The 20,867-nt window shown below is 43.2% G+C and carries 21 protein-coding genes; 7 read left to right on the forward strand and 14 right to left on the reverse strand.

The genetic code is table 11. From position 1 onward, the window contains the following. Nucleotides 1-21: 21 nt before the first annotated feature. From ACN6MV_RS30060 to ACN6MV_RS30080, 5 genes are all read left to right on the forward strand, one after another. A complete protein-coding gene (locus tag ACN6MV_RS30060) occupies nucleotides 22-714 on the forward strand; it encodes a response regulator (RefSeq protein ID WP_042131514.1) in 693 nt (230 codons plus the stop codon). 150 nt (nucleotides 715-864) lie between these two features. Beyond that, nucleotides 865-1,428 (forward strand): NADPH-dependent FMN reductase, encoded by a 564-nt coding sequence (locus tag ACN6MV_RS30065; RefSeq protein ID WP_419885416.1) that lies wholly within the window; start codon nucleotides 865-867, stop codon nucleotides 1,426-1,428. Beyond that, nucleotides 1,425-1,646: a VOC family protein gene (locus ACN6MV_RS30070; protein WP_283936257.1), complete on the forward strand. Its 222-nt coding sequence runs from the start codon at nucleotides 1,425-1,427 to the stop codon at nucleotides 1,644-1,646. Before ACN6MV_RS30065 ends, ACN6MV_RS30070 begins: the two co-directional genes overlap by 4 nt. An 11-nt stretch (nucleotides 1,647-1,657) precedes the next feature. Then, on the forward strand, nucleotides 1,658-1,891 hold the full coding sequence (locus ACN6MV_RS30075; protein ID WP_419885417.1) for a VOC family protein: 234 nt from the start codon (nucleotides 1,658-1,660) through the stop codon (nucleotides 1,889-1,891). A 44-nt stretch (nucleotides 1,892-1,935) separates the two neighbouring features. After that, the gene (locus ACN6MV_RS30080; RefSeq protein WP_339288513.1) at nucleotides 1,936-2,397 is read left to right on the forward strand and encodes a VOC family protein; all 462 of its coding nucleotides are present in this window, start codon (nucleotides 1,936-1,938) and stop codon (nucleotides 2,395-2,397) included. A gap of 104 nt (nucleotides 2,398-2,501) precedes the next feature. On the opposite strand, the gene ACN6MV_RS30085 is transcribed toward ACN6MV_RS30080, so the two are convergent. From ACN6MV_RS30085 to ACN6MV_RS30095, 3 genes are all read right to left on the reverse strand, one after another. Beyond that, complete coding sequence (locus ACN6MV_RS30085) at nucleotides 2,502-2,732, reverse strand: cold-shock protein (protein WP_042131520.1); 231 nt, start codon at nucleotides 2,730-2,732, stop codon at nucleotides 2,502-2,504. Nucleotides 2,733-2,851: 119 nt separating this feature from the next. Next, a complete protein-coding gene (locus ACN6MV_RS30090; RefSeq protein ID WP_019914790.1) occupies nucleotides 2,852-3,052 on the reverse strand; it encodes a cold-shock protein in 201 nt (66 codons plus the stop codon). A 259-nt stretch (nucleotides 3,053-3,311) separates the two neighbouring features. Continuing rightward, nucleotides 3,312-3,590, reverse strand: a complete 279-nt coding sequence (locus ACN6MV_RS30095; protein WP_042131521.1) for a hypothetical protein — start codon at nucleotides 3,588-3,590, stop codon at nucleotides 3,312-3,314. Nucleotides 3,591-3,828: 238 nt separating this feature from the next. Here ACN6MV_RS30095 and gdhA point away from each other — a divergent pair, with 238 nt between their 5' ends. Further along, a complete protein-coding gene (gdhA, locus tag ACN6MV_RS30100; protein WP_042131522.1) occupies nucleotides 3,829-5,214 on the forward strand; it encodes an NADP-specific glutamate dehydrogenase in 1,386 nt (461 codons plus the stop codon). 99 nt (nucleotides 5,215-5,313) lie between these two features. Here the strand turns inward: gdhA and ACN6MV_RS30105 are convergent, their stop codons facing one another. Together ACN6MV_RS30105 and ACN6MV_RS30110 are read right to left on the reverse strand one after the other, a co-directional pair. Then, a complete protein-coding gene (locus ACN6MV_RS30105; RefSeq protein WP_419885418.1) occupies nucleotides 5,314-6,027 on the reverse strand; it encodes an HAD family hydrolase in 714 nt (237 codons plus the stop codon). A 33-nt stretch (nucleotides 6,028-6,060) separates the two neighbouring features. Beyond that, entirely contained in the window at nucleotides 6,061-8,628 is a 2,568-nt protein-coding gene (locus ACN6MV_RS30110) for a DUF2339 domain-containing protein (RefSeq protein WP_419885419.1), read from the reverse strand. Between the two features lie 158 nt (nucleotides 8,629-8,786). Between ACN6MV_RS30110 and ACN6MV_RS30115 the strand changes: the two genes are divergently transcribed. Further along, nucleotides 8,787-9,827 (forward strand): stalk domain-containing protein, encoded by a 1,041-nt coding sequence (locus ACN6MV_RS30115; protein WP_419885420.1) that lies wholly within the window; start codon nucleotides 8,787-8,789, stop codon nucleotides 9,825-9,827. 80 nt (nucleotides 9,828-9,907) lie between these two features. Here ACN6MV_RS30115 and ACN6MV_RS30120 read toward each other — a convergent pair whose 3' ends face one another. The 9 genes from ACN6MV_RS30120 to ACN6MV_RS30160 all read right to left on the reverse strand — a co-directional run bounded on the left by ACN6MV_RS30120 (nucleotide 9,908) and on the right by ACN6MV_RS30160 (nucleotide 20,838). Then, on the reverse strand, nucleotides 9,908-10,615 hold the full coding sequence (locus tag ACN6MV_RS30120; protein ID WP_419886839.1) for a DNA alkylation repair protein: 708 nt from the start codon (nucleotides 10,613-10,615) through the stop codon (nucleotides 9,908-9,910). A 62-nt stretch (nucleotides 10,616-10,677) separates the two neighbouring features. Next, a complete protein-coding gene (locus ACN6MV_RS30125) occupies nucleotides 10,678-12,252 on the reverse strand; it encodes a diguanylate cyclase (protein WP_419885421.1) in 1,575 nt (524 codons plus the stop codon). Between the two features lie 83 nt (nucleotides 12,253-12,335). Further along, nucleotides 12,336-12,857: a YcxB family protein gene (locus ACN6MV_RS30130; protein WP_042131529.1), complete on the reverse strand. Its 522-nt coding sequence runs from the start codon at nucleotides 12,855-12,857 to the stop codon at nucleotides 12,336-12,338. Nucleotides 12,858-13,006: 149 nt separating this feature from the next. After that, on the reverse strand, nucleotides 13,007-13,255 hold the full coding sequence (locus ACN6MV_RS30135) for a type B 50S ribosomal protein L31 (RefSeq protein WP_042131530.1): 249 nt from the start codon (nucleotides 13,253-13,255) through the stop codon (nucleotides 13,007-13,009). Nucleotides 13,256-13,462: 207 nt separating this feature from the next. Continuing rightward, nucleotides 13,463-14,317: a diguanylate cyclase domain-containing protein gene (locus tag ACN6MV_RS30140; protein WP_042131531.1), complete on the reverse strand. Its 855-nt coding sequence runs from the start codon at nucleotides 14,315-14,317 to the stop codon at nucleotides 13,463-13,465. After that, a complete protein-coding gene (locus ACN6MV_RS30145; RefSeq protein WP_042131532.1) occupies nucleotides 14,307-16,403 on the reverse strand; it encodes a cellulose biosynthesis cyclic di-GMP-binding regulatory protein BcsB in 2,097 nt (698 codons plus the stop codon). The genes ACN6MV_RS30140 and ACN6MV_RS30145 overlap by 11 nt, the downstream gene beginning before the upstream one ends. A 52-nt stretch (nucleotides 16,404-16,455) precedes the next feature. Next, nucleotides 16,456-17,706 (reverse strand): glycosyltransferase family 2 protein, encoded by a 1,251-nt coding sequence (locus tag ACN6MV_RS30150; protein ID WP_419885422.1) that lies wholly within the window; start codon nucleotides 17,704-17,706, stop codon nucleotides 16,456-16,458. Between the two features lie 28 nt (nucleotides 17,707-17,734). Next, nucleotides 17,735-19,291, reverse strand: coding sequence for a hypothetical protein (locus tag ACN6MV_RS30155; protein WP_419885423.1), 1,557 nt, complete (start codon nucleotides 19,289-19,291; stop codon nucleotides 17,735-17,737). Next, the gene (locus tag ACN6MV_RS30160) at nucleotides 19,288-20,838 is read right to left on the reverse strand and encodes a hypothetical protein (RefSeq protein ID WP_419885424.1); all 1,551 of its coding nucleotides are present in this window, start codon (nucleotides 20,836-20,838) and stop codon (nucleotides 19,288-19,290) included. Before ACN6MV_RS30160 ends, ACN6MV_RS30155 begins: the two co-directional genes overlap by 4 nt. Between the last annotated feature and the right edge of the window lie 29 nt (nucleotides 20,839-20,867).

Genomic DNA, 20,867 nt, shown 5'->3' on the forward strand with positions numbered 1-20,867 from the left:
ATGAAGTCGGGTGATCAATAAATGACGATAAACTTATTATTAGTAGACGACCATGCAATGGTACGCCGTGGGCTGCAGGTGTTTCTCTCCACACAACCTGATATCAAGGTTATAGGTGAAGCCTCCAACGGCCGTGAGGCGTTAGAAAGAACCGCCGAATTGAATCCGGATGTTATATTAATGGATTTGCATATGCCCATTATGGACGGCATTGAGACCGCTCAAGCACTGCGGATCTCCCATCCGCAGGTCAAGGTCATTGTGTTGACCTCATTTTCGGATCAGGATCATGTACTGCCAGCAGTCCGCGTAGGGATTAAAGGCTATTTACTTAAAGATATAGAACCAGAAGCACTGGTAGTCGCTATCCGCAAAGTACATAACGGGCAAGTCGAGCTACATTCCGAGGCTGCCAGTCAGCTGATGAATCTAATGGCAACTTCTACACTAGAGCAATTGGAAGTCCGTACTTCAGATCCAAACGATCCAAATACAACACTAGCTGCTATCACCGGATTAGAGCTCCTTACTCCACGCGAGCAAGAAGTATTAGATCTAATTGCACTCGGCATGAGTAACAAAGAGATTGCCAGCAAGCTGGTCATCACCGAAAAGACCGTTAAAACACATGTCAGCCATGTACTCGGAAAGCTAAACTTATCAGATCGGACTCAGGCTGCTATTTTTGCATTAAAAAACGGCTACAGCTCATAGCGACTCAGCTCATCTACAACTTTAGTCTTAGACGTTCAGCACAATGGCTGAGCGTCTTTGCTATGCAGGTTCATTCCATGTGCTGATTTCAATAAATGCCGATTCAGCTATCATTGGTGTATAGCAATCACCTTATAGGAGTGGATACAGATGAAAGTGATGATCCTGACAAGCAGTAATCGAAAAGAGGCGACCAGCACAAAGCTGGCAGAGCATGCCGCACACTTTATTAATCAACAAGGTGAAAAAGTCACCCTGTTCGATCTCCACAAACGCCCGCTCCCCTTTTATTCACCAGATGAGTCCCACCCAGAGCATGAGCATTTAAGCACCCTCCATCAAGAGATGCTAAGCGCGAACGCAATCATCCTAATTACCCCGGAATACCACGGCTCCATGAGTGGTGTGATGAAAAATGCGCTGGACCATCTAGGCCAGACCCATTTCAACGGCAAAGTGGTACTGTCCGCCAGTTCTGCAGGCGGAGCTGTAGGTGTAAGCTCATTGCTTCAATTACAGGCGGTTGTACGCAACCTACATGGGATTAATACACCTGATTGGATTTCCATCGGCGGGATGCAGCGTAAGCGCTTCGAGGTTGGATACGATGGGTACGAGGGCGGCCAAGAGATTGAAGATCGCATTCGTCTAGTCTTAGAATCATTCCTAAATTTAGCTCGCAAAATCAATAGCCCGGCAGGTGCCGCCCTATGATCAAAGGACTGTTTGAAACCCATCTGAACGTGACTAACCTTGAACAATCTTCTCATTTCTATGAACATGTTCTGGGACTACCCTTAGCCCATTCGGAGAATACTGAAGGCCGCAAGCGGCGATTTTACTGGATTGGAGAAGATCGTAATCAGGCCATGCTCGGAATTTGGGAGAAGGCACCTTCCGAGTCGTACGTCAGCACTTTGCTTTTCAAGTAACGCTTGAGGATTTGAAGCAGTCGGTAACCTATCTGAAGGCCAAGGGGATTGAAACCTCCAACTTCCTGGATGATGAGAAAGAGCAGTTATATGTATTTGGCTGGATGCCAGCCGTATCCGTGTATTTCAGAGATCCAGATGGTCATTCCTTAGAGTTTCTAGCCGTACTGCCTGATCTGCCCAGACCTGAGCTAGGAATCGTACCATGGAATGAATGGGAAATCGCGCACGAAAGAACCTGGTAGTTATAAATAAGATACAGGCTAAGCCTGCAAAAGGAGACAAGAACATGATTAAAGGACTATATGAAGCACATTTACCAGTGAGTAATCTTGAGGTATCTATTGAATTTTATGAGAAATTGGGATTAAAAATGGCTTGGCGAGATGAAGAAACTGCATTTTTCTGGATTGAGGAAGGTCGGAGCTGGATTGGCATTTGGGAAGGAAAGGAAGTAGAAACGCCATACCATCCATCCTTACGGCATATTGCCTTTCGCGTAACTTATGAGGATTTGAAGCAATCCCTGCAGTGGCTGCAATCCATTGGAGTAGATGCTGTGCCGTTCCGTAATCGAACTTCCGTTGAGCCTTTTATCCGAGCTTATCAAGGAAATGCCTCTGTATACTTCAACGACCCGGACGGCAACAGCTTAGAATTCATGTGCCACGTAGAGGTTCCTGAACATTTGAAGCATATCTCAGAGAATATCACCTTAACAGAGTGGGAGAAATTGCTCGATCAGAAATAAAATACTCCAACAAAAAAACAGCTGCCCACCATCAAGGGTCCAGCTGTTTGAGTATGTTAGCTGCTTCTATTTAACCATCTCTAGCATGGTTTTAGTAAAGGCTGTTACTTAATCGTGATGCCTTTCTTCATAGCCTTCATATCTGAATTCGTGTTCACAAGCATTGGCAGTATCTTCATACTTCTAGTCATGGGAGAGTTACATTGCCAGCAGGTAGGTACATACTGAAATGCAAAATTATCGCGCATCCACCCGGTGCAACCTTCCTTGGTACAAGACCAAATGGCTGTGTCTTCCTGTGGAAGATCCTCCAGTGCTTTTTTACGAAAATACATAAATACCCCTCCTTGGATCGAATCGAGACGATTTCGCCACCCTATTAGGGGCAGATTCATATGTTCAAAAAATAAAAAAGCTGCCCTCAACTTGTGTTAAGGGCAGCCTAATTTTCGAATTACAGTTTTACAACGTTTTCGGCTTGTGGTCCACGAGCGCCTTGAGTTACGTTGAACTCAACGCGTTGGCCTTCGTCCAAAGATTTAAATCCGTCGCCTGTGATTGCGGAGAAGTGTACGAATACGTCGCTTCCACCTTCAACCTCGATAAAACCAAATCCTTTGTCTGCATTAAACCATTTAACTGTACCTGTTTGCATGATATTACCTCCAATATTTTATTTAACACATGTCCTTTTATTCCTACGTAGTGTACGAACAAATAAAAATTCACACATTGGAAAAGGACTCATACGCACAAATGATAACCTTTTACAATATGTGAATTAAGGGTTAAATTTATGATTAATTTCATTGTACCACACTAAATCACTAAACGCAATGCAAATGCCTATTTTTTTCATTCCGGCTCTATATCCTCTTGAACAAAAGGCTTTAAAGCCGGACATATGCAAAGCTTTAATCGATATATCCTGCCAAACCTTTATCCATTAAGTAATCCATCTCCGCATCAAGAATCGTCTCAACTGTGATTTCATCCAGCTTCACATCGCGCTGGGAAACAACATAGTCAACCAGATCATCATTGTCGATGTCTACCTCACCTTTGGCATTGGCCTTCGCGTTATTGATAAAGGTCTGTTCATGCTTTAATACTAAACGTATTAATTTAGGATCTACTTTAGTTTTGGCAGATAATACGGTTACTAATTCCTGCTCGTTTAATTTGTCACTCATTTTTTAAATTTCATCTCCCTACAATTATTACACATCATTTTAGCATATTTCGCGCTTTAACGCGTCATTACACGAAGTACAGCAAGCTTTTTTAACATATTTCATAACACCATAGTCTAAAAAACGTTCCACTTCAAGTAAGTTATTTAATAAAAACAGTTGTGAGGAACATTGACTTGTGCCAAAATATAAAAAAAGTGTTGGACCAAATTGAATACTAGAAAAGGCGGTTGAATTCATGAGCTCAGTATCTACCCAGCAATTAGACACAAACAGCAACAAGGCACATCGTTATATCGAAGACGTGTACGCACAGGTTGTTGCACGCAATCCTTTTGAGCCCGAATTCCATCAGGCTGTAAAGGAAATCCTCGAATCTTTGCTTCCGATCCTCGCTGCTGAACCTAAGTATCAGGAAAATGCCATTCTGGAAAGATTGGTCGAACCAGAACGTTTGATTATGTTCCGCGTACCTTGGACGGATGATCAAGGCAAAGTAAGAGTGAACCGTGGGTATCGTGTACAGTTCAGTAGTGCAATCGGGCCTTACAAAGGCGGACTTCGTTTTCACCCATCCGTTAATGCTAGTATCATCAAATTCCTCGGCTTCGAGCAAATCTTCAAAAACGCTCTTACCGGCCAACACATCGGCGGAGGTAAAGGTGGATCCGACTTTGATCCTAAAGGGAAATCCGAAGGCGAAATCATGCGTTTTGCACAAAGCTTCATGACTGAATTGCAAAATTACATCGGTCCTGACCAAGATGTTCCTGCAGGAGATATCGGTGTAGGTGGTCGTGAGATTGGCTACATGTACGGACAATACAAGCGGATCCGCGGAGGATATCCGGCTGGCGTATTGACTGGTAAAGGTATTGGTTACGGCGGAAGTCAGGCTCGGACAGAGGCTACTGGTTACGGAACAGTTTATTTCGTAAACGAGATGCTGAAAGCAAAAGGCCTTTCCTTTGAAGGAAGCCGCGTTGTTGTTTCCGGTTCTGGTAACGTAGCGATCTATGCGATTGAAAAAGCAGTTCAGCTAGGTGCAACAGTCGTAGCTTGTAGTGACTCCGCTGGATATATCTATGACGAAAACGGCATTAACCTCGAAACTGTCCGCCGCCTGAAAGAAGTGGAAAGAAAACGGATTAGCGAGTATGTGAATGAACACCCTAACGCTGTGTATACCGAAGACTCCACGCAAATTTGGACTATTCCTTGTGATATCGCCCTTCCGAGTGCTACTCAGAATGAGATTGATGAAACCATGGCATTGAAACTAATTGAGAACGGTGTTAAAGCAGTAGGCGAAGGTGCCAACATGCCATCCACCCTCGAAGCTATTCATCAGTTCCAACAAGCTGGAGTGCTATTCGCACCTGCCAAAGCTGCTAATGCTGGCGGCGTAGCTGTATCTGCGCTTGAAATGGCACAAAACAGCATGCGTATGTCTTGGAGCTTTGAAGAAGTTGATACGAAGCTGCATGAGATCATGGTTTCCATCTATCAACAATCTGTAGATGCATCCGAGCAGTATGGACAGTCCGGCAACCTCGTTGCAGGAGCGAACATCGCTGGATTCAAAAAAGTAGCCGATGCTATGTTGGCTGAAGGTGTAATCTAATCAAGCATAAACAAACGGCGTTGCAATCCTAAACGTCAGATATACGAAGTCCCCGTAACCGGTGAGTAAGCAGCCGGGTACGGGGACTTTTTTGTACAACTATGATTTCCAACCTGGGATTTGCCGCAAATCGCCATCCCATATAGAATACGTACTCTTCACAACCATATTAGAAGGCGAAGAAGCCGTGTGTATATAGCAGGAATCTATGCCTACCTTCAGAGCACCCTCAATATCCGTACGAGGATCATTTCCAATCATAATAGCTGAGCTCAAATCCGCTTCATATTTGTCGACTAAGTAGCTGTAAAATAGCGGATCAGGCTTACTCACCCCCGCTTCCGAAGAGATCGCAATGCCATCGAATAGATGTATGATTCCGAGCATAGTTAATTCTGCTTCAATGAAAGTCTTCTGCCCGTTGGAGAGCAGGAATACTTTTTTGCCATGTTCTCTTAACGTTTGTAGAATTTCAGCCACACCGTCATATAGAGAGATATGGACCATCGATAATGTCCGCAGCCATCTAACGGTTTCATATAACCATGCTTGATCCGGTTCACCGCCTAGTTGACGGGCCACAGACCGAAACACTTCCTCCATTACGAAATCCGGATACTCACAGCTCCGTGCGGCTTCACTTAGCTGAAGATCCCGCTCCTGTAGAAACCGTTCTTGCAGTTCTCCCCCTGATATAGAGAGTCCCTGGTATCCAAAATGGAGAGCCAGCCGTCCCCACACCTCAGAATGCTCCTCATCTGTCTTAATATCAATTAGCGTACCGTACAGATCGAAAATATAAGTCTGATACATCCCCGTCTTCCTTCCTATGGTTCACTTGGTAGTCTACCCCTTAGTCACATTCTCCGTTGCTGCCTGCCCCTCCTCCATTTTGTTCGATACCTTTTGATAAAGATAGGAGATGCCAAGCAGGCAAATTCCAAAGCTGGCATAAGCGATGATTTTACTTCCGGTATTTAGTAGTCCCAGATCGTATAGCAGCAGCTTACCTGTTGCCATTAATGTTAATCCAAGACCGAAGCGTCGGATGTACACATATCTTTTGCGGAAGCCGTACATGATGAACAGAACTGCTATTAATAGATAAACGAGACTAAATATTAATCCCGCATCACTCAATTGCAGCTGTACCCCTAGAAAAGCGGTGATGATTCCGAGTAGATACACTCCCATGAAGACAGGGTAAATCTCCATGCTTTTATACTCACGTTTAAGTACGGTGATCAGCAGATCACGTCCGCTAAACCATACGAAGATATTAAAGATGATAAGTACACTCAGCGCGATATAATCAGCCCCGGTATTACGTGCAATATCATTCTGCAGACTTGGCAGGCCCACTGTAATCACCAAGCAAATAGCATAACCTATCCCAAAGAGAAGTCTCACAAAATATTTAACGATGGTGTCATACAACACCTTCACCTTCGGCAATACATAGGCTAGAACAATAGTTAACAGAGCAGACAGCAGCAAATTATAGAAGGTTCTATGTGAGAAATCCTCCGGTACAGCCAGACGATACAGTCTTCTCGATTCATACAATCCATAGATCCAGAAATTCAATAACGCTGCGTATTTAAACCATAGGGCTAAGGTGATTTCGTATGGCTCACTGCGCTGCAGAGCATCCTTGCGGTTATGTTGAACGGCATACCATACGGCGATAATCAGCATGCCTGCAGTAATGAAGAAATATTTTAGCGGAAAATAAGCGTCTGCAGAATTCATCCATTCATTGGCTATATCTAACTGCATCGGTACATTTAGTCCGAAGAACACCACAAGGCACAGCGTCAAAATACCCCAGCCTGCCTTTTCCATCCCCTTAAACCGATTCAGATTACCAAACAAGGTAAGCACGACGCCTTCAATCAACCAGCCAATGGACCACCAAGCCGCTCCGAATTGGAAAGGAATCATTAGAATGCCGAAGGTCAACGAAGTAGCGTAGAACAGCAACATGCTTTCTTTTTCCTGTGGCATTAGCTTCTGGATTCCTCGTCCAAGCCCTAGATACAGCAGACAGAAGACCAGCGCCAGCGCACCGTTGTAATCCTTCAGCCCTGCATCCAGGAATAGAAGATACAAGGTGAGACAGCTAATAAACGTATTGCATCCTAATAGAGAGAAATCCCACCAAGACAGCTTGGAGCGATACTTGAACGGGTACCATAACGTAATGCCCAAATACATGGCAAAAGTCAGCACCGCATAAATCATATTCACTGCGTTGCTATCTGATAACGCTATTAATATCAGCATGGAAGGTGTATTAAATAAGTAACTGATATAATTGACAACGTTCCAACGTTTGCGGAAGGAGATCAATAGAATGAACAAGTTTAATAGAAACAAGTAACCCATCGCCACGTAAACCGCATTGCCCGAAAGACCGAATGCCCCCAAATAAGAGTATAGTGGCAAATACCCTCCGATTAAGCCCAAAGCACAAATACTTCGTGATTCATACCTTAGAGACAGAAGTACAGCAGTTAAAGTGATGAGTACGGATAAGGATAGCCCTACATAAATACTGATAATATCCAGTAAAAAATAGCTATAGAACACAGAGCCGTACAGCACTGAAATTCCGCCGCCAAGCAGCCCTAAAGCGAACGTCCCTTTACCTTTGCGATACAGCCACTCCCCGCCCCCTAACATCAGTAATCCTAATAGAAAAAAGGCGCTCCCCTTCATATAACCTGTGAACCAGTTGGAATAGGAATATCTGAATGCCGCTCCCACGGCCAAAATCAGCAGCAGGATCCCAAGTTTGTTAATCCAGCCAAGTCCAATCTTCATTTCGATCTGATTTTGTTTTCTTCGACGCTCCAATACTTCTTCACTGATCTCTTCTGAGGCAAAATCATGTAATCCGTTATCCATGCTAGCGTTCTGATGAATTTCGGATTCCCTCAGCTTTTGTCGCTGCGCTAGTACACGCTCATTCAACTCCGCCGACAACGCTCCAATCCGGCTGGATAGCTCTACTTTATCCTCCCCGAGCTGCCTCGCAGCTGTTTGGTACAGCTGCTGAATGCGACGCTTCGTCTCCATTTCAAAAGCCGTCAGCCGGTCTGTATGGGCAAGGCTTTTAGAGGCAAAATAAGTCTGCAGCTTCTGTCTCGACAAGCTAAGAATGCCAAGCTTCTCATTTAAGATTTGTTCCGTTAGTGTAATTTTTAGCTCGGTATTCTCTTCTTGAAGCTTCCCTACCTGAGTCTTTAACTCAACTAAAGCAAGCTTATGTTTCTCATGTTGCTTCTTCAAGTGTTCATTCTCATTGACCAGATCGTGACTTTCATATTCCGCAATCAGAGCTTCATATTCTTTAATAAGCCCGTCCTGCTGGACCTTCATAAATCTAAGTCGATCTTTGAATGACTCCATAGCGCCTCCTAATGTGAGCGATTGTTAATATTTCCATTTTACTACAAACGGAAAGGTCTCTTGCTCTTTTTATACAAAAAAACTGCAACATATTGGAGAGATGCCCCGTCTAGATAATAACAACACTAACAAATCAACTTAAAAAGGAGCTCACAACTATGAACAACACCTTAAAAACAAGTATGGTTCTCTTAACTTTGTCCCTAGCACTTTCAACAGGAGCAGCTTATGCCGCACCAACCACAACTTCTGCAAAAAATGATGCTACTCAAACCTCTGTTAACGCTAATCAAAAGACGTTTGCAATTGAAATCAACGGTTCCACTCTGAAGGAAACTGGCTTCCAGACTACAAATGGAAAAGAGCCTATGGTGCCACTTCGTTTGGTTAGTGAAGCACTCGGCTTCGAATTAACTTGGAATGGACAAACTAAATCCGTTGATCTTATCAATGGTGCTGTATTCACTACAGTAAAAGCCGGAGAAGATCGCTATAGCATCAATAAAATGAACACTACGCTTGGAACTGCACCACAATTGGTTAACTCCATTTTGTATGTTCCAGCTTCCTTTGTAAGTGAAATTATCCACCACAACATGACAGTGAAGGGAGATTCCATCGTGATCACTGATGCTAATCAGCAAGAGCACATGACCAAGACTGGCGTGATTACAGCTGTCAATAATGAGGGTAAATTCCAATCCGTTCAGATTCAAGGTGTTGGCACAGATGGCATCGTACTGAATGTAGGTGAAGATACGACTATCGAAATGGCAGACGGTACTAAGCTTGCACTGAAAGATCTTCAGATCGGTATGACCGTAAAAGCTGAGCATTCCATGATCATGACCATGAGCTTGCCGCCGCAAACTCCAACTTACAAAATCACTGTTCTAGATGAGCAGAAACAAAATGATCTTCTGGGCACTGCTGGTGCCATTGAGGAAGTTCAAAAAGACGATGAAGGAAACATCAGCATCACCGTTAAAGGCAATGGGCTTAGCGAACAATCACAAAAAGAAGTAGTCCTTCGCATTAGTAAAGATACTGTGCTAATGAACCCTGATGGCAAAGCTGTAAACAGCAGTGAGCTTGTAAAAGGTGCAAAAGTTATAGGATTCTACAGCCCTATGCTGACTAAGAGCCTGCCACCGATTGGCACTGCTGTTAAAGTCGTAGTAGATTCCGCTCAACAATAAGACTATATAAAAAGGGCCAGTTCTCAGATTAAGTGAACTGGCCTTTTTGACGATTCGATTGTATCTTGCTTTCTTATATTTTAACAAATACAAGTCTTCTTCTTCACACCAAGCTTTCCAGCCTGTTCAACCTTAGCAATATAGTCTACAGCGAGTGGTACTTTACATGCGGTTGGTCCCATATGCACTTGGACCTTTCCAATGCTTGCAGCAATCTGCGTGGCCTCATCATACAGTTCGGTTACGCTGCTGCCAGCAATAATTACAAACATATTCATCGTGTAACGAACTCGATTCCGTTCCTGATGAATGGTTGTTTGTATTTGCTGTAATAGCTCTCTGATCTCAGCGATGTCCAGCAGATCATCCGGCGTAACTGAAATGTAATTTCCATAAGTACTCCAGCCGCAAGTAGCCACCATTTCATCCGAGGAACGAATCCACTCTCTGGCGAGCTCCAATGCGAATGGACTCTCTGCGGCGACAGAGGCTACCGTATATTCCGCTAAAGCAGAGCAGTAAGCTGCCTCTACCCAGCTTTGAAGCTCTTCCTTCGTAAGCTTCTTGGGGTCAATTGTAAGTCCTGCTAAATACATCGCATCATAATTACCCGTCTGATACAATGCGCGAGCCAGACTTTGGTCTTTCTTGATATCCTTCACCAGCTTCTTCATGTCCCCAATTCTTACTCCGAATAATGGCTCCTTAGCACCATGTCGTATAAAGGTACGCTTTGTCTGCTCTGTACCCATTTCCTCAAGCTTACTCATCACTTCATTAATTGTCAGATTCATTAGGACACCCCTTCTTCTTCGTTGCTCAGCACGCAGATCTGGCTTCTCGATGTTCCCTAGCCCTTCACCGCTTCTCTTAAGACAGGTTCACGACCCAGCGTCACTCTATTCTTGCCCGTATTCTTAGAACGATATAACGCTTCATCTGCTTCTCGATATAAATCTTCAAAGGTCACTTCTCTACGCTCTGTAAAAGAAATGCCAATACTTGCGGTAAGGTGAACACTATCATATTCGTTCAAAATTATGGTGTAACCACTCATCGTCGTACGAAAATCTTCGGCTTCCTTCAGTGCTGCGCGTTTATCCTCAGCAAAAAAACATACGGCAAATTCCTCGCCGCCGACCCTTCCGGCAATGCCTTTATCTTGGTATACCTGAAGTATTTTATTCGAAAAGTCAACCAAAGCTTGATCTCCCGCCAGATGACCATAAGTATCATTAATTAATTTAAAATCATCGATGTCGAATAACAACAGTGCCAGTCCTAATCCGTCTGGAATCGTTTGATTTTGCACCATTTGCATAAAATGCCTGCGATTATAAAGTCCAGTCAAATCATCTACTGTAGCTTGATAGAGCAGTTCACGTTCATACCGCTTCTTTTCACTATGGTCACTAAAAACGATCAGCATCCCCTTGTTCTCTGTTGCCCGATGCTCCGTCGCAATCAAAGAAACGCCATAACAAATCTCTCTCATTCCAGTACATTCAATCTCAAACTGCCCTTCGGTTCTTTGGCTATAATGAGCGCTGATGTCCTCGTGATCCCTCATAAAAAGATCAATATCCTTCCCCATCCAGGTCTCATGCAATATCCCGGTAATCTCCAATAATATGGAGGTCGCAGCCTCATTTATACCAATGATTCTATCCTTCTGATCTGTTAGAACTACGCCGTCTTTCATATGCTCTAAGATTTTAATTTTAGTTAAAGGGTAGACCGTAGATTTGGGGTCAATGAACAGACACAAATAAGCCGCTATAATTGCGGGTAAATAAGTGAAGGCTGTAAAGCCTGTAAGCGTGATCTTCAAAAGAGGAAGTAAAAAAACGGAAACAACCGGAACAAGCAGCCCAGCCAGCAGCAGGAAAGAACGCCGCAAAAAGGCTCTCGGTCTATTGATCAAGGAAAGAGCCAGCAAGCAGACCGCATATAGACCAAAAAGCTGATCATAAGCAATAAAAGCCATGCTAAGGAGCGTAGGCTTTACAGTAATTCCACTAACACCCGCAACAGTGGCAATGCCCACTTCACTACGCATTAGATGATGATAGGTATCCGTAAAAATAAGCAGTATATCCAAAGCAATAGGAATCGAAAAAATAGCAAGCTTAATAGGTAGGCGTTCCGTGGATGGGGACAAATATTCTTTGACTACAGCATAAGTAAATAGCGCACTTAAAAAAAGCGGAGCCTGCTGCATATTCTTCCACCACAGCTTAGCCTGAAAAGAGGATGACATAATCTCCCCCGCCGTCGCAATAAACATGAGGCTAACCAGCAGCATTAAGATCCACAGATAGCGTCTTCCTGCCGACTTCCGATGTCGATAGGAGCTTATAGCCATGTAAAAGCTTAGAACACTGCCCATTAATAAGTAATACGGATATGCTTGAATCCACGGCATGCCATATTTCCCCTATTTTTCAAGTCGCTTCTATCATTATATCCTAATCGAACCTACAATTGAATCGACAAAAAACAGTAATTCTACGATTTGAACTTCACTCGATGAGAGAACATATACTTTCTGGCCAAATCCTTAAATGTTGTTTTATCTTGTTCTGACTGAAAATATCGCTTAGGGATAATCAGCGCTCTATTAGAAGACACAAAAAACACGAACAAGCTCATCGTTTCGCCTATTTTATGTATCTCCTCCCATTTCACTTGCCCGGAGCCCGCCTCGGATACGTACTTTATACCTTCGTCTGATATGGAATAGCTCTGAGGCTGCTGGGCTAAGCTGTCTGTAGCGAAAGCTTTTTTAGATTTTTTGACTAAACTTGATTTGGTCATATACCATAAAACAGCAGCAAGAATCACCGCAGTCCCAGCAAGGACTGAAATATTCGTAGTACTGTAATTCTTAGTAATTAACAGTAAAATCACAAAATAAGCAACCACACTGAAAGAGTTAAGTATAATTCGACTATTCAAGCTAAACCATAGGTTAAACTCCTGAACGTCCTCACTCTTAAGAACTGTATCTACTTTTATTTCATTTTCCATTACCGATCGCTCCCCTGCCACTATCGAAATTTATCAATTCCATTCATTTTAACATGTCTGAACACAAAAAAGGGACATCCCTGAAGCGATCGCTTCTAAATGGGTTGTCCCTTTTTAAGAATATAAGAATTTGCTGTCCGTAAGGATTCTTATTTCTTTTGTGCAAGACGTTGTTTGAACTTGTCAACACGGCCGCCTTGTTCTGTATCTCTTTGTTTACCAGTGTAAAACGGGTGGGATGCGGAACTTGCGTCCACGCGGATAACAGGATAAGTGTTACCATCTTCCCATTCCATTGTTTCATTGGATGATTTTGTAGATGCACTCAGGAATTTGAAGCCTACGCTTGCATCCATGAAAATAACCTTGTTGTACTTAGGATGTATGCCTTCTCTCATTCTGATCGTCCTCCTTCTGAACAAATTAGTGGAGCCTTTATGGTAAATTAACCAAATGATCTGTAGGTTTATATATAAGCATAACCTAATAAACGTAGGAAAATTCGTAAATCTTACGATTTAGACCACCACTCCATCATACGTGAAATCGACATATAAAGTCAACTAATATCCCATATTCCTTATATTCCCTCGAAGTCAAGCAGCTTATACATCATACTCCAGCTGTTTTTTAGCCTGAACAATGAAATCCAGCGGATTCTCAATAGTGCCCGATTGATACTCTACGGCACCGATTTTAAGACCGAGGCTGACTTTATACTTTTTGACAAATTCAGTGTCATTAAGCTCTTGAAGCTTCAATTTAATCCGATCAATCACAATCTTTGCTCCATCGCTATCAGTGAACAGCAGCAGGCCCCATGTTGCGTCATCTTTGTCTAGTAAATACAGTGCATCATTGGTACGAATGCTCGCCTGACTGAGCTGAGACACGTCGTGAATAGCCTCAGCCAGCTTATCTTCGGGAATGATACGTCTAATCTCATTCCAGTATTTCACTTTCACTACAAGCAGTGTGAGTGGAATCTGATATCGAGTCGAAATGCCTGTAAATAAGGTGGCATCCTTCTGAAAAGAAATGCTGTTTCGCAGATCTGTGTTCTCGTCGATGATAGCCATATTGGCAGTCTTTTTCTCCAAACGTTGATTCTCAGCCTGTAGCTCTCGGTTGCTTAATGTAAATATCCATAGCACCACCGTTAACAATGGGGTCATAATTAGCCAGAAGTACGTGTTCATTCCAATGGTTTCACCCAGAGATATCGTCTGATACATGGTGTAGAATCCGTAAGCAAATATAAACACTAGATTCAAGACTAACCCTGCGGTCACCGTAGTAAAGTACGTAACGATCGCCAGAATAAAAGCTACATTTAAAATGATAATATTCTGGATATAATCATCGGGTGCCCCTGAAATAAAGACAATACAAATATATAGAAGCACCAGGAACGATAAGAGCGCAATATCTGAAATTAAACCGCTGCGATTACGTCTCACGCTTATCACCACGTTTCTTCATATGTTTACGAAGCAGCAGGATCAGCGATAGAATCACCAGCGTCAGCACTAGTACAATTACGATAATGAAGCTCAGTACGTCTGTCCGTTCCGCTATTTTCTTAACCACGGAATCCTCTGCTGCTCCAGTAATGATCTTGAAACGGTGCGCGTTGACATTACCGTCTTTATCCACGATAACCCCATCGCCAAACACCTTCCATTTGTCCCGCTCTGTTGCGATCAGCTTCGTCGCCAAGTAGTACTCTTCAGAGTCAACTGCCGTAACAGCAAGCAACCCTCGTCCAGCCTCAAATGGTGATTCAATCAACTGCAATGTTCCGATTTGCGCTCCATATTGCTCTTCAATACTCATCTTCTCGTTGGAACGGATCGCTGATCCGCTCCCGTTATATTGAAAATAGAGCTTATCATTATGATCACGGATAATCTTATTATTCTTGTACGCGCCTATCGCGATGATATTATTATTCTTCAAATGATCTGCGCTAACGCTATCCGTGTAGAACTGAATGTTCCCTGTATTACCGCTTGCGTATTTTCCAAGCAGATTAAACACATTAGATAAACTCAGATATGCATAATCATCCATTTCTTGTGGCAGAACAACTGCCACTTGATTGTAAATGCCGTCACGTATGAAAGGATACGGATAGTTATTAAACAAGAGCTCCGTCCGATCTTTAGTATTAAGACGCATTACAGAATCCTTACTGATATAAGCCCACGGCGTTTGATCCTTATCCAGGGTACACCCGGCACCCTTCAGCTCCAAATCAAAAGCTACTGTCACCGTAAAATTACCGGAAATATTCAAGTTTTGAGGAACTGGAAGCTCCAGCTTATCGCCATTCGCCAGCTCTTTGGTCAGCTTCTTGCTGCCAATGGGTGTGTTGTTGATGCTGACCGTCATTAATGAACGGTCGAAATCTAAATTCTGTGCATAACGGAAATCGAATCTGATTCTGCCTGAATCTGCAATCGAGCGGTTAGAGGGCAGTGAAACAAAGTAGGTCTGCTCCTGATGACGTGCCCCAGTGAGTTTATCACCCGTTTCTGTAAACGTAATATTGGAGCTAATCGAAAGGGGTGGTGCAGATACTTCTGTAGCATCATCGACCACCTTTAAATCACTGCTGATTTGACCCAATAACTCTTGATTCGCAACAAAACGGCCTGCTTTAATCAGTAAGTTCTCATCCTTCGAGGTTACGACTAGTGTGGGCTGAGTATCCTTATTCACTAACTGCAGTAATGCATGTGTACTTAAATCTTCAGAGGTGCTTAGCTGAGCCTTTAGCGCATTTGGTACTCGGTCATACATAGCTACCAGCACAACCGCAGCTTTATTCTTCACCGCATCTGACCGGTAGGGAAGCATTGGAATCGTTCTATTGTCCAATGTATTCCCCTTCACAAGCCCGGAGAGCGCATAAGTAGCCGACTCCAATTCTGCCCCTGTGCTTTTATCCGGTACGGTCAGAATACTCTGATTCTTCGTTAAGGTATCTATTCCAGAGAAACGATCGCTAAAGTCACTGATCCCACCAGTCAAAGGCTTTGGCGTATACAATACGTTAATGCTGGATGTATTAAACAGACGAAGCCAATTATCATAATCATAATCGACAGTACAAGATAACTCATCTGTATTGCTCGACTGTAAATAGCCCTGAATACCAAGCGTATTGGTCCCCTTTTTCAGAAGCTCTTTGGGGGCTTGAAGGACCAGCTGTTGTTCACCGTTGTTCTTTAGAGAGGGTCTAAATGTATAGAATGGGCTGCCATTTAGCGTTAAGGTAACGCTAGAAATCTGCTCCTTGGTAATTTGCGAAATTTGAAAGTGCAGGTTAATTCTGATCTCATCCACATTCCAATAATCCATAACCTCAAAATATTGCTGCTTAGTACTCGAACCCTTTAGCGCAGTATCCGTCCCCGTGAAAGAGGTTGTGTATGTTAATCTTGTATCCTTAGGCGGGGCCTCGGCGGCTGCAATATTCATTTGAATTAGAAAAAGAGAGAGGCAGGTCAACAGTATAACCATTTGTTTTTTCATCATCATGTTCTGTTTCTCCTGTGATCACATATTTCTCATATTACTTCTTTGTTCGTTATTAATAGCGCTCAGTCTTATACCACTTTGCTTCTCTTTTGAAGATGAGGTCTTTGGCATAAAGATATAATCCGTAAGCAGCGACAACCATCCACAGCTGACAATAGGAGATGTACATCAACATTACGATCCATAAATTGGACAAGCTCATCTCGCCCTTCTCTGTCGTCAACGTTATAAAAGTACCTACAACGAACAGAATAATGGCGAGCAACCATAGAAAGTTACTAAGCCCAGCAATAGTAGTATGTACATAGCCCAAAGCATGCAGGATGAGCAGCACATCGGAGGTGATTAACGACAGCAGCAATAAGAAGTAAATGGCTAGAAAGTAAAGAATATCGAATCGGACTTTAGCAGCGGATTTATCGAAAAGCAGGGGGATATTTTTGACAATGACATAGATATTGCCCTTGGCCCAGCGCGTTCGCTGCTTGAACCAGACTTTTAAGGTCTGAGGCTCCTGCTCCCAGGTGACGGATTTCGGCTGGAACTTGATCCGATAACCCATCATATAAATTCTGAAGCTGATTTCTGTATCCTCGGCTATTGCTTTAACATCCCAGCCGCCGATACTTTCTACAATAGACCTGCGCATAATAAAATTAGTGCCGGGGATGGTGCATAGCTTGAACAACTTCCAGCGTCCTGCTTGCGCCATCCATTGAAAAGATAACGTCTCAATATTAATAAACCGGGTAAGTAGGCTTGCATTACGGTTACGGGTTCTAAATTTACCAATTACCGCTCCGAGGCTAGAATCATTCATGATCTCAGCAACCAGATAACGTAGAGCCGTTTTTTCCGGAGTGTTGTCTGCATCATAAATCGCAATTAACTGCCCTTTGCAATGAGTGAAGCCTATATTCAGCGCATTCGATTTGCCTTTGCCACCCGTAATCGAATCTGTATTAATAACGATCAGCTGGCGACCCGGATTTCGATTTTGGATACCCGCCAGTAGTTCAGCACTGTTATCAGAAGAATTATCATTAATCACAATAATCTCATATCGATCTTCCGGATAATCAAGCGCTAGCAGAGACTCCACTGTCTTACAGATTACTACCCCCTCATTGTGAGCAGGAACCATAATTGAAACCAAAGGATATTGGCCCGCTATCTCTGGTATTTCCTCATTTTCAGATTTAATGTAATATAAATAGCCTGCGATAATGAGGGTCACATTTACCAGCAGCAGAGACCAGATACAGATCACTGCAATCACCATCAGTATGTCTGAAATCGTCATAGGATCCTCCAAATCACGATTAGTTGTCTCATTTCAAATACTTTTTCCTATACATTCGGTATCCGATGATCATTAATCCGCCAAATAGCAGCAGAGAGATCATTATGGCAACTATAAAGAATTGATTCTGTATATTAAAAAGCGTAGTAAAGCTCTTCTTCTGCTCTTCTGTATATCGATAATCGCTATCCACCGTTTCTGGCGTATAGTTTAGACTTAAGGGCTGTCCATTAATAGATATCGTCCCTTCTGATGAAGTGATCGTATTGACGTCAGTAACAACCTGATGCCTCTCTTGCTTATAATCTGCAAAAGAAACCCAGTATTGTTCCAACGTCTTCAGCAGTTCCTCAAGCTCTTCCTTATCCTTAGGCATATCTACAGTGATTACCGTATCCATCGGCAGTTCTGGCACAACATTATTGGATGTCTGCAGACCCTGCAAAAAATCAACCGGCACACTATACAAAGAGGATGGAAAGGACTTAGAGGTGTCGCTCTGCTCCATATAGTCAACATTTTCATCCGGATACAGTATCACGGAATCGAAAAACCCCATCCCCGCCTCCGAGTATTCCTTGTCATACGCCCAGTGCATCTGTGCTCCGATTCCAAGCGGCCCAATTTTGTTGTGCACCAGCAGATTAATGAACGCGTTCATCTTCGCTTGAAGTGAATGATCCATATTACTAGTACTCGTTGAATGCATCGCAACAGGGGCATTGACCAGAATGCTGCCATTATTCGATTGCACTCTTTTGATAGCTACCAAATAACGCTGCATGGCCGGATAATCGGTATTGCTGAACACGGGTCGTATACTTGCGAGAAAAGGAATCCCCACTTGATACAGCCGCTCCGCAGTCTCTGTCAGCAGTTCCAGATCAGAGAAGGGATAGATTTCCTTGATCGCAAAATACACTTTAGGCGTTGACGTGATATGAAGCCAGTCTTTCAGAACATACGCCATTGCCAACGCACTGACATTCCCTTGTTCAAAATACGGAACATACGCGTCATCCCCTTTACTCACAGCATAGGGTGCTTGCAGGCCATCTTCCTGGAAGGATAGCTTTCCGAGTGACTCTGTCCCCTGACTCCCGGCAATATAGAGCATATCCTGTACCTGAATTGGAATTTCCGAAAACTGCCCGATCTGGAGATCCGCATTCCCGTCATATATCACATCAGTGGTTAACTGTAGCTTCTTTTTCAGCGAGGCTGGAGGGCTGTATCCGATATGTAAATACTGTCCCTGATAATGCTCCCAATCCTCTACATAAAATTTATTAGTAATCAAAATATCCGCTGCGTTACGGACCATGATCACTTTGGAGTAATGATCCAGCATCCCTTGTTCATATTGATCCAGACCCTTAAGCGTTACCCTGATAGAATAGGACGCCAGCAGTCGCTGAAGTTCAGTCACGTTACCTTCCTTCGTTGTACCCTTAGCCAGGCTGTCATAGAGCAGTAGAACCTGCTGTGGCATAGCAGCAGATTGAACAGGTGTAACGGGAACCAGCAGGGCTGTCAGGGTCAACGTCAGTAGCAATATACCGTTTAAGACTCCTCTGATGCTCACACACTCACATCCTTTTGAGGCTTTGTATACGGGCTAGAAGGGATGTTCTTGCTAACCTGCTTAACCTGATTGCTGTTTTTAGAAACTCTGCGCCCAATCACACTGGATAGGGTCAGAAAAGTGACTAAATCAAAGGATAATGTAAATAAGAACTCATGCTTGGAAATATCGGCATCGCCTGCCCCGATAATCGATACAAAAATACCTGAAAGCCCAATGCCAATAGAAGCGACTATCAATACCAATCGCTGCATACCTCTGAAATCACGGGACTTGATCGCTTTTACAAAGGAAGGCATATAGAGACCGATAACAAGCATCATCCACAGGAAAATAAATCCAAATGTTCGCGGGGCCAGCGTTAATTTCAGTTGACTATATCCGGTGAAAAAGTGGCTCTGTGCCCGAAATTCCTTTCCGACGGATTGCTCGTAGTTCCCCATGGCTGCTGGTTTGATTGAGAATGCACTTTGAGCGGCCACATTAAGAATCGAGTTAAGCTGGTCCGGATTCGTTAAATAATATTTAAGAATGGATACAAATCCATACCGACTGTAGAAATTCTCTTCGAGAAGTGGTGAATTTACGTCTATGGTCACGTACTTCTCATAATGAATGCTGTTCTTCAGAATGGCGTATTGCTCATCCATCCCTAACGCTTTTAAAGCAGCCTCTGGATCTGGTGATTCCTTCAGCACCCCTCGGGTCATAGCATGGAATTGGTTAATGTTTACGAACTCGTTTGAAATATTCAAATACGTGAACACACCTGCGAACAGCATCAGAGCAAGAGACGCCATCGTAAGGATGCGGAAGATCTTATCTCTGCGAATCCAGAGAAGTGAACAGCCCAGTAGAGCAATGATCATACCCACTGGAGCATTCTGCTGCTTAGAAGTAGTCAGGATCAACGTACTAATTACGAATAAGGCCAGCATCGCGTAGTCATTGAATCTTTTTTGATATAACATCAGCCATGAAGCGAACATGAAGATCATCGTGATCATCACAACGCTTTCGCCGTAAAAGGAGTTAAAATAAGCCGTATAACCGGTATCTCCGAATATAAAAATAGCAATACCTGCAATGATGAATCCCTGTTTTCGGGACATCTTCCATGTAATAGCCTCTATTAATAAGTAAATTGCGATTACATATAGAATCGTATAAATCGCCGCTTGAAAGCGGATGTCGAATACCTCACTACTGAAGAACAACTTGTTAAGTCCTATAGCCAGCTTGATAAATAAGGACTGAGAGGAAAATAACATTGCACCATTCTCATTAAAATATTGAAAGATCCCGTATTGCTTCACAAAATAACCAAAGTACTGACTATCATAATCCGGCAGATTGAAATAGAGTCCATTACTATAAATGCTACGGAAAAAGTCACCGTTATCCGCCATTCCGACATACGGAGCTGTGAACAACGCGATGACGGTAATAAGCAGCACTCCAAATGCAGCAAGAAATGCAGGAGAAACCGAAAAATTAGCAAGTGTTATGCTTCGCCTTAGAGGTGTTTTCACCGTGTTGTCCATCATGCAGGTTCACCTTCAATACATTAGGTTTA

It is taken from the genome of Paenibacillus sp. B-A-8 (genome assembly GCF_048572915.1).
Lineage (GTDB): Bacteria > Bacillota > Bacilli > Paenibacillales > Paenibacillaceae > Paenibacillus_AQ.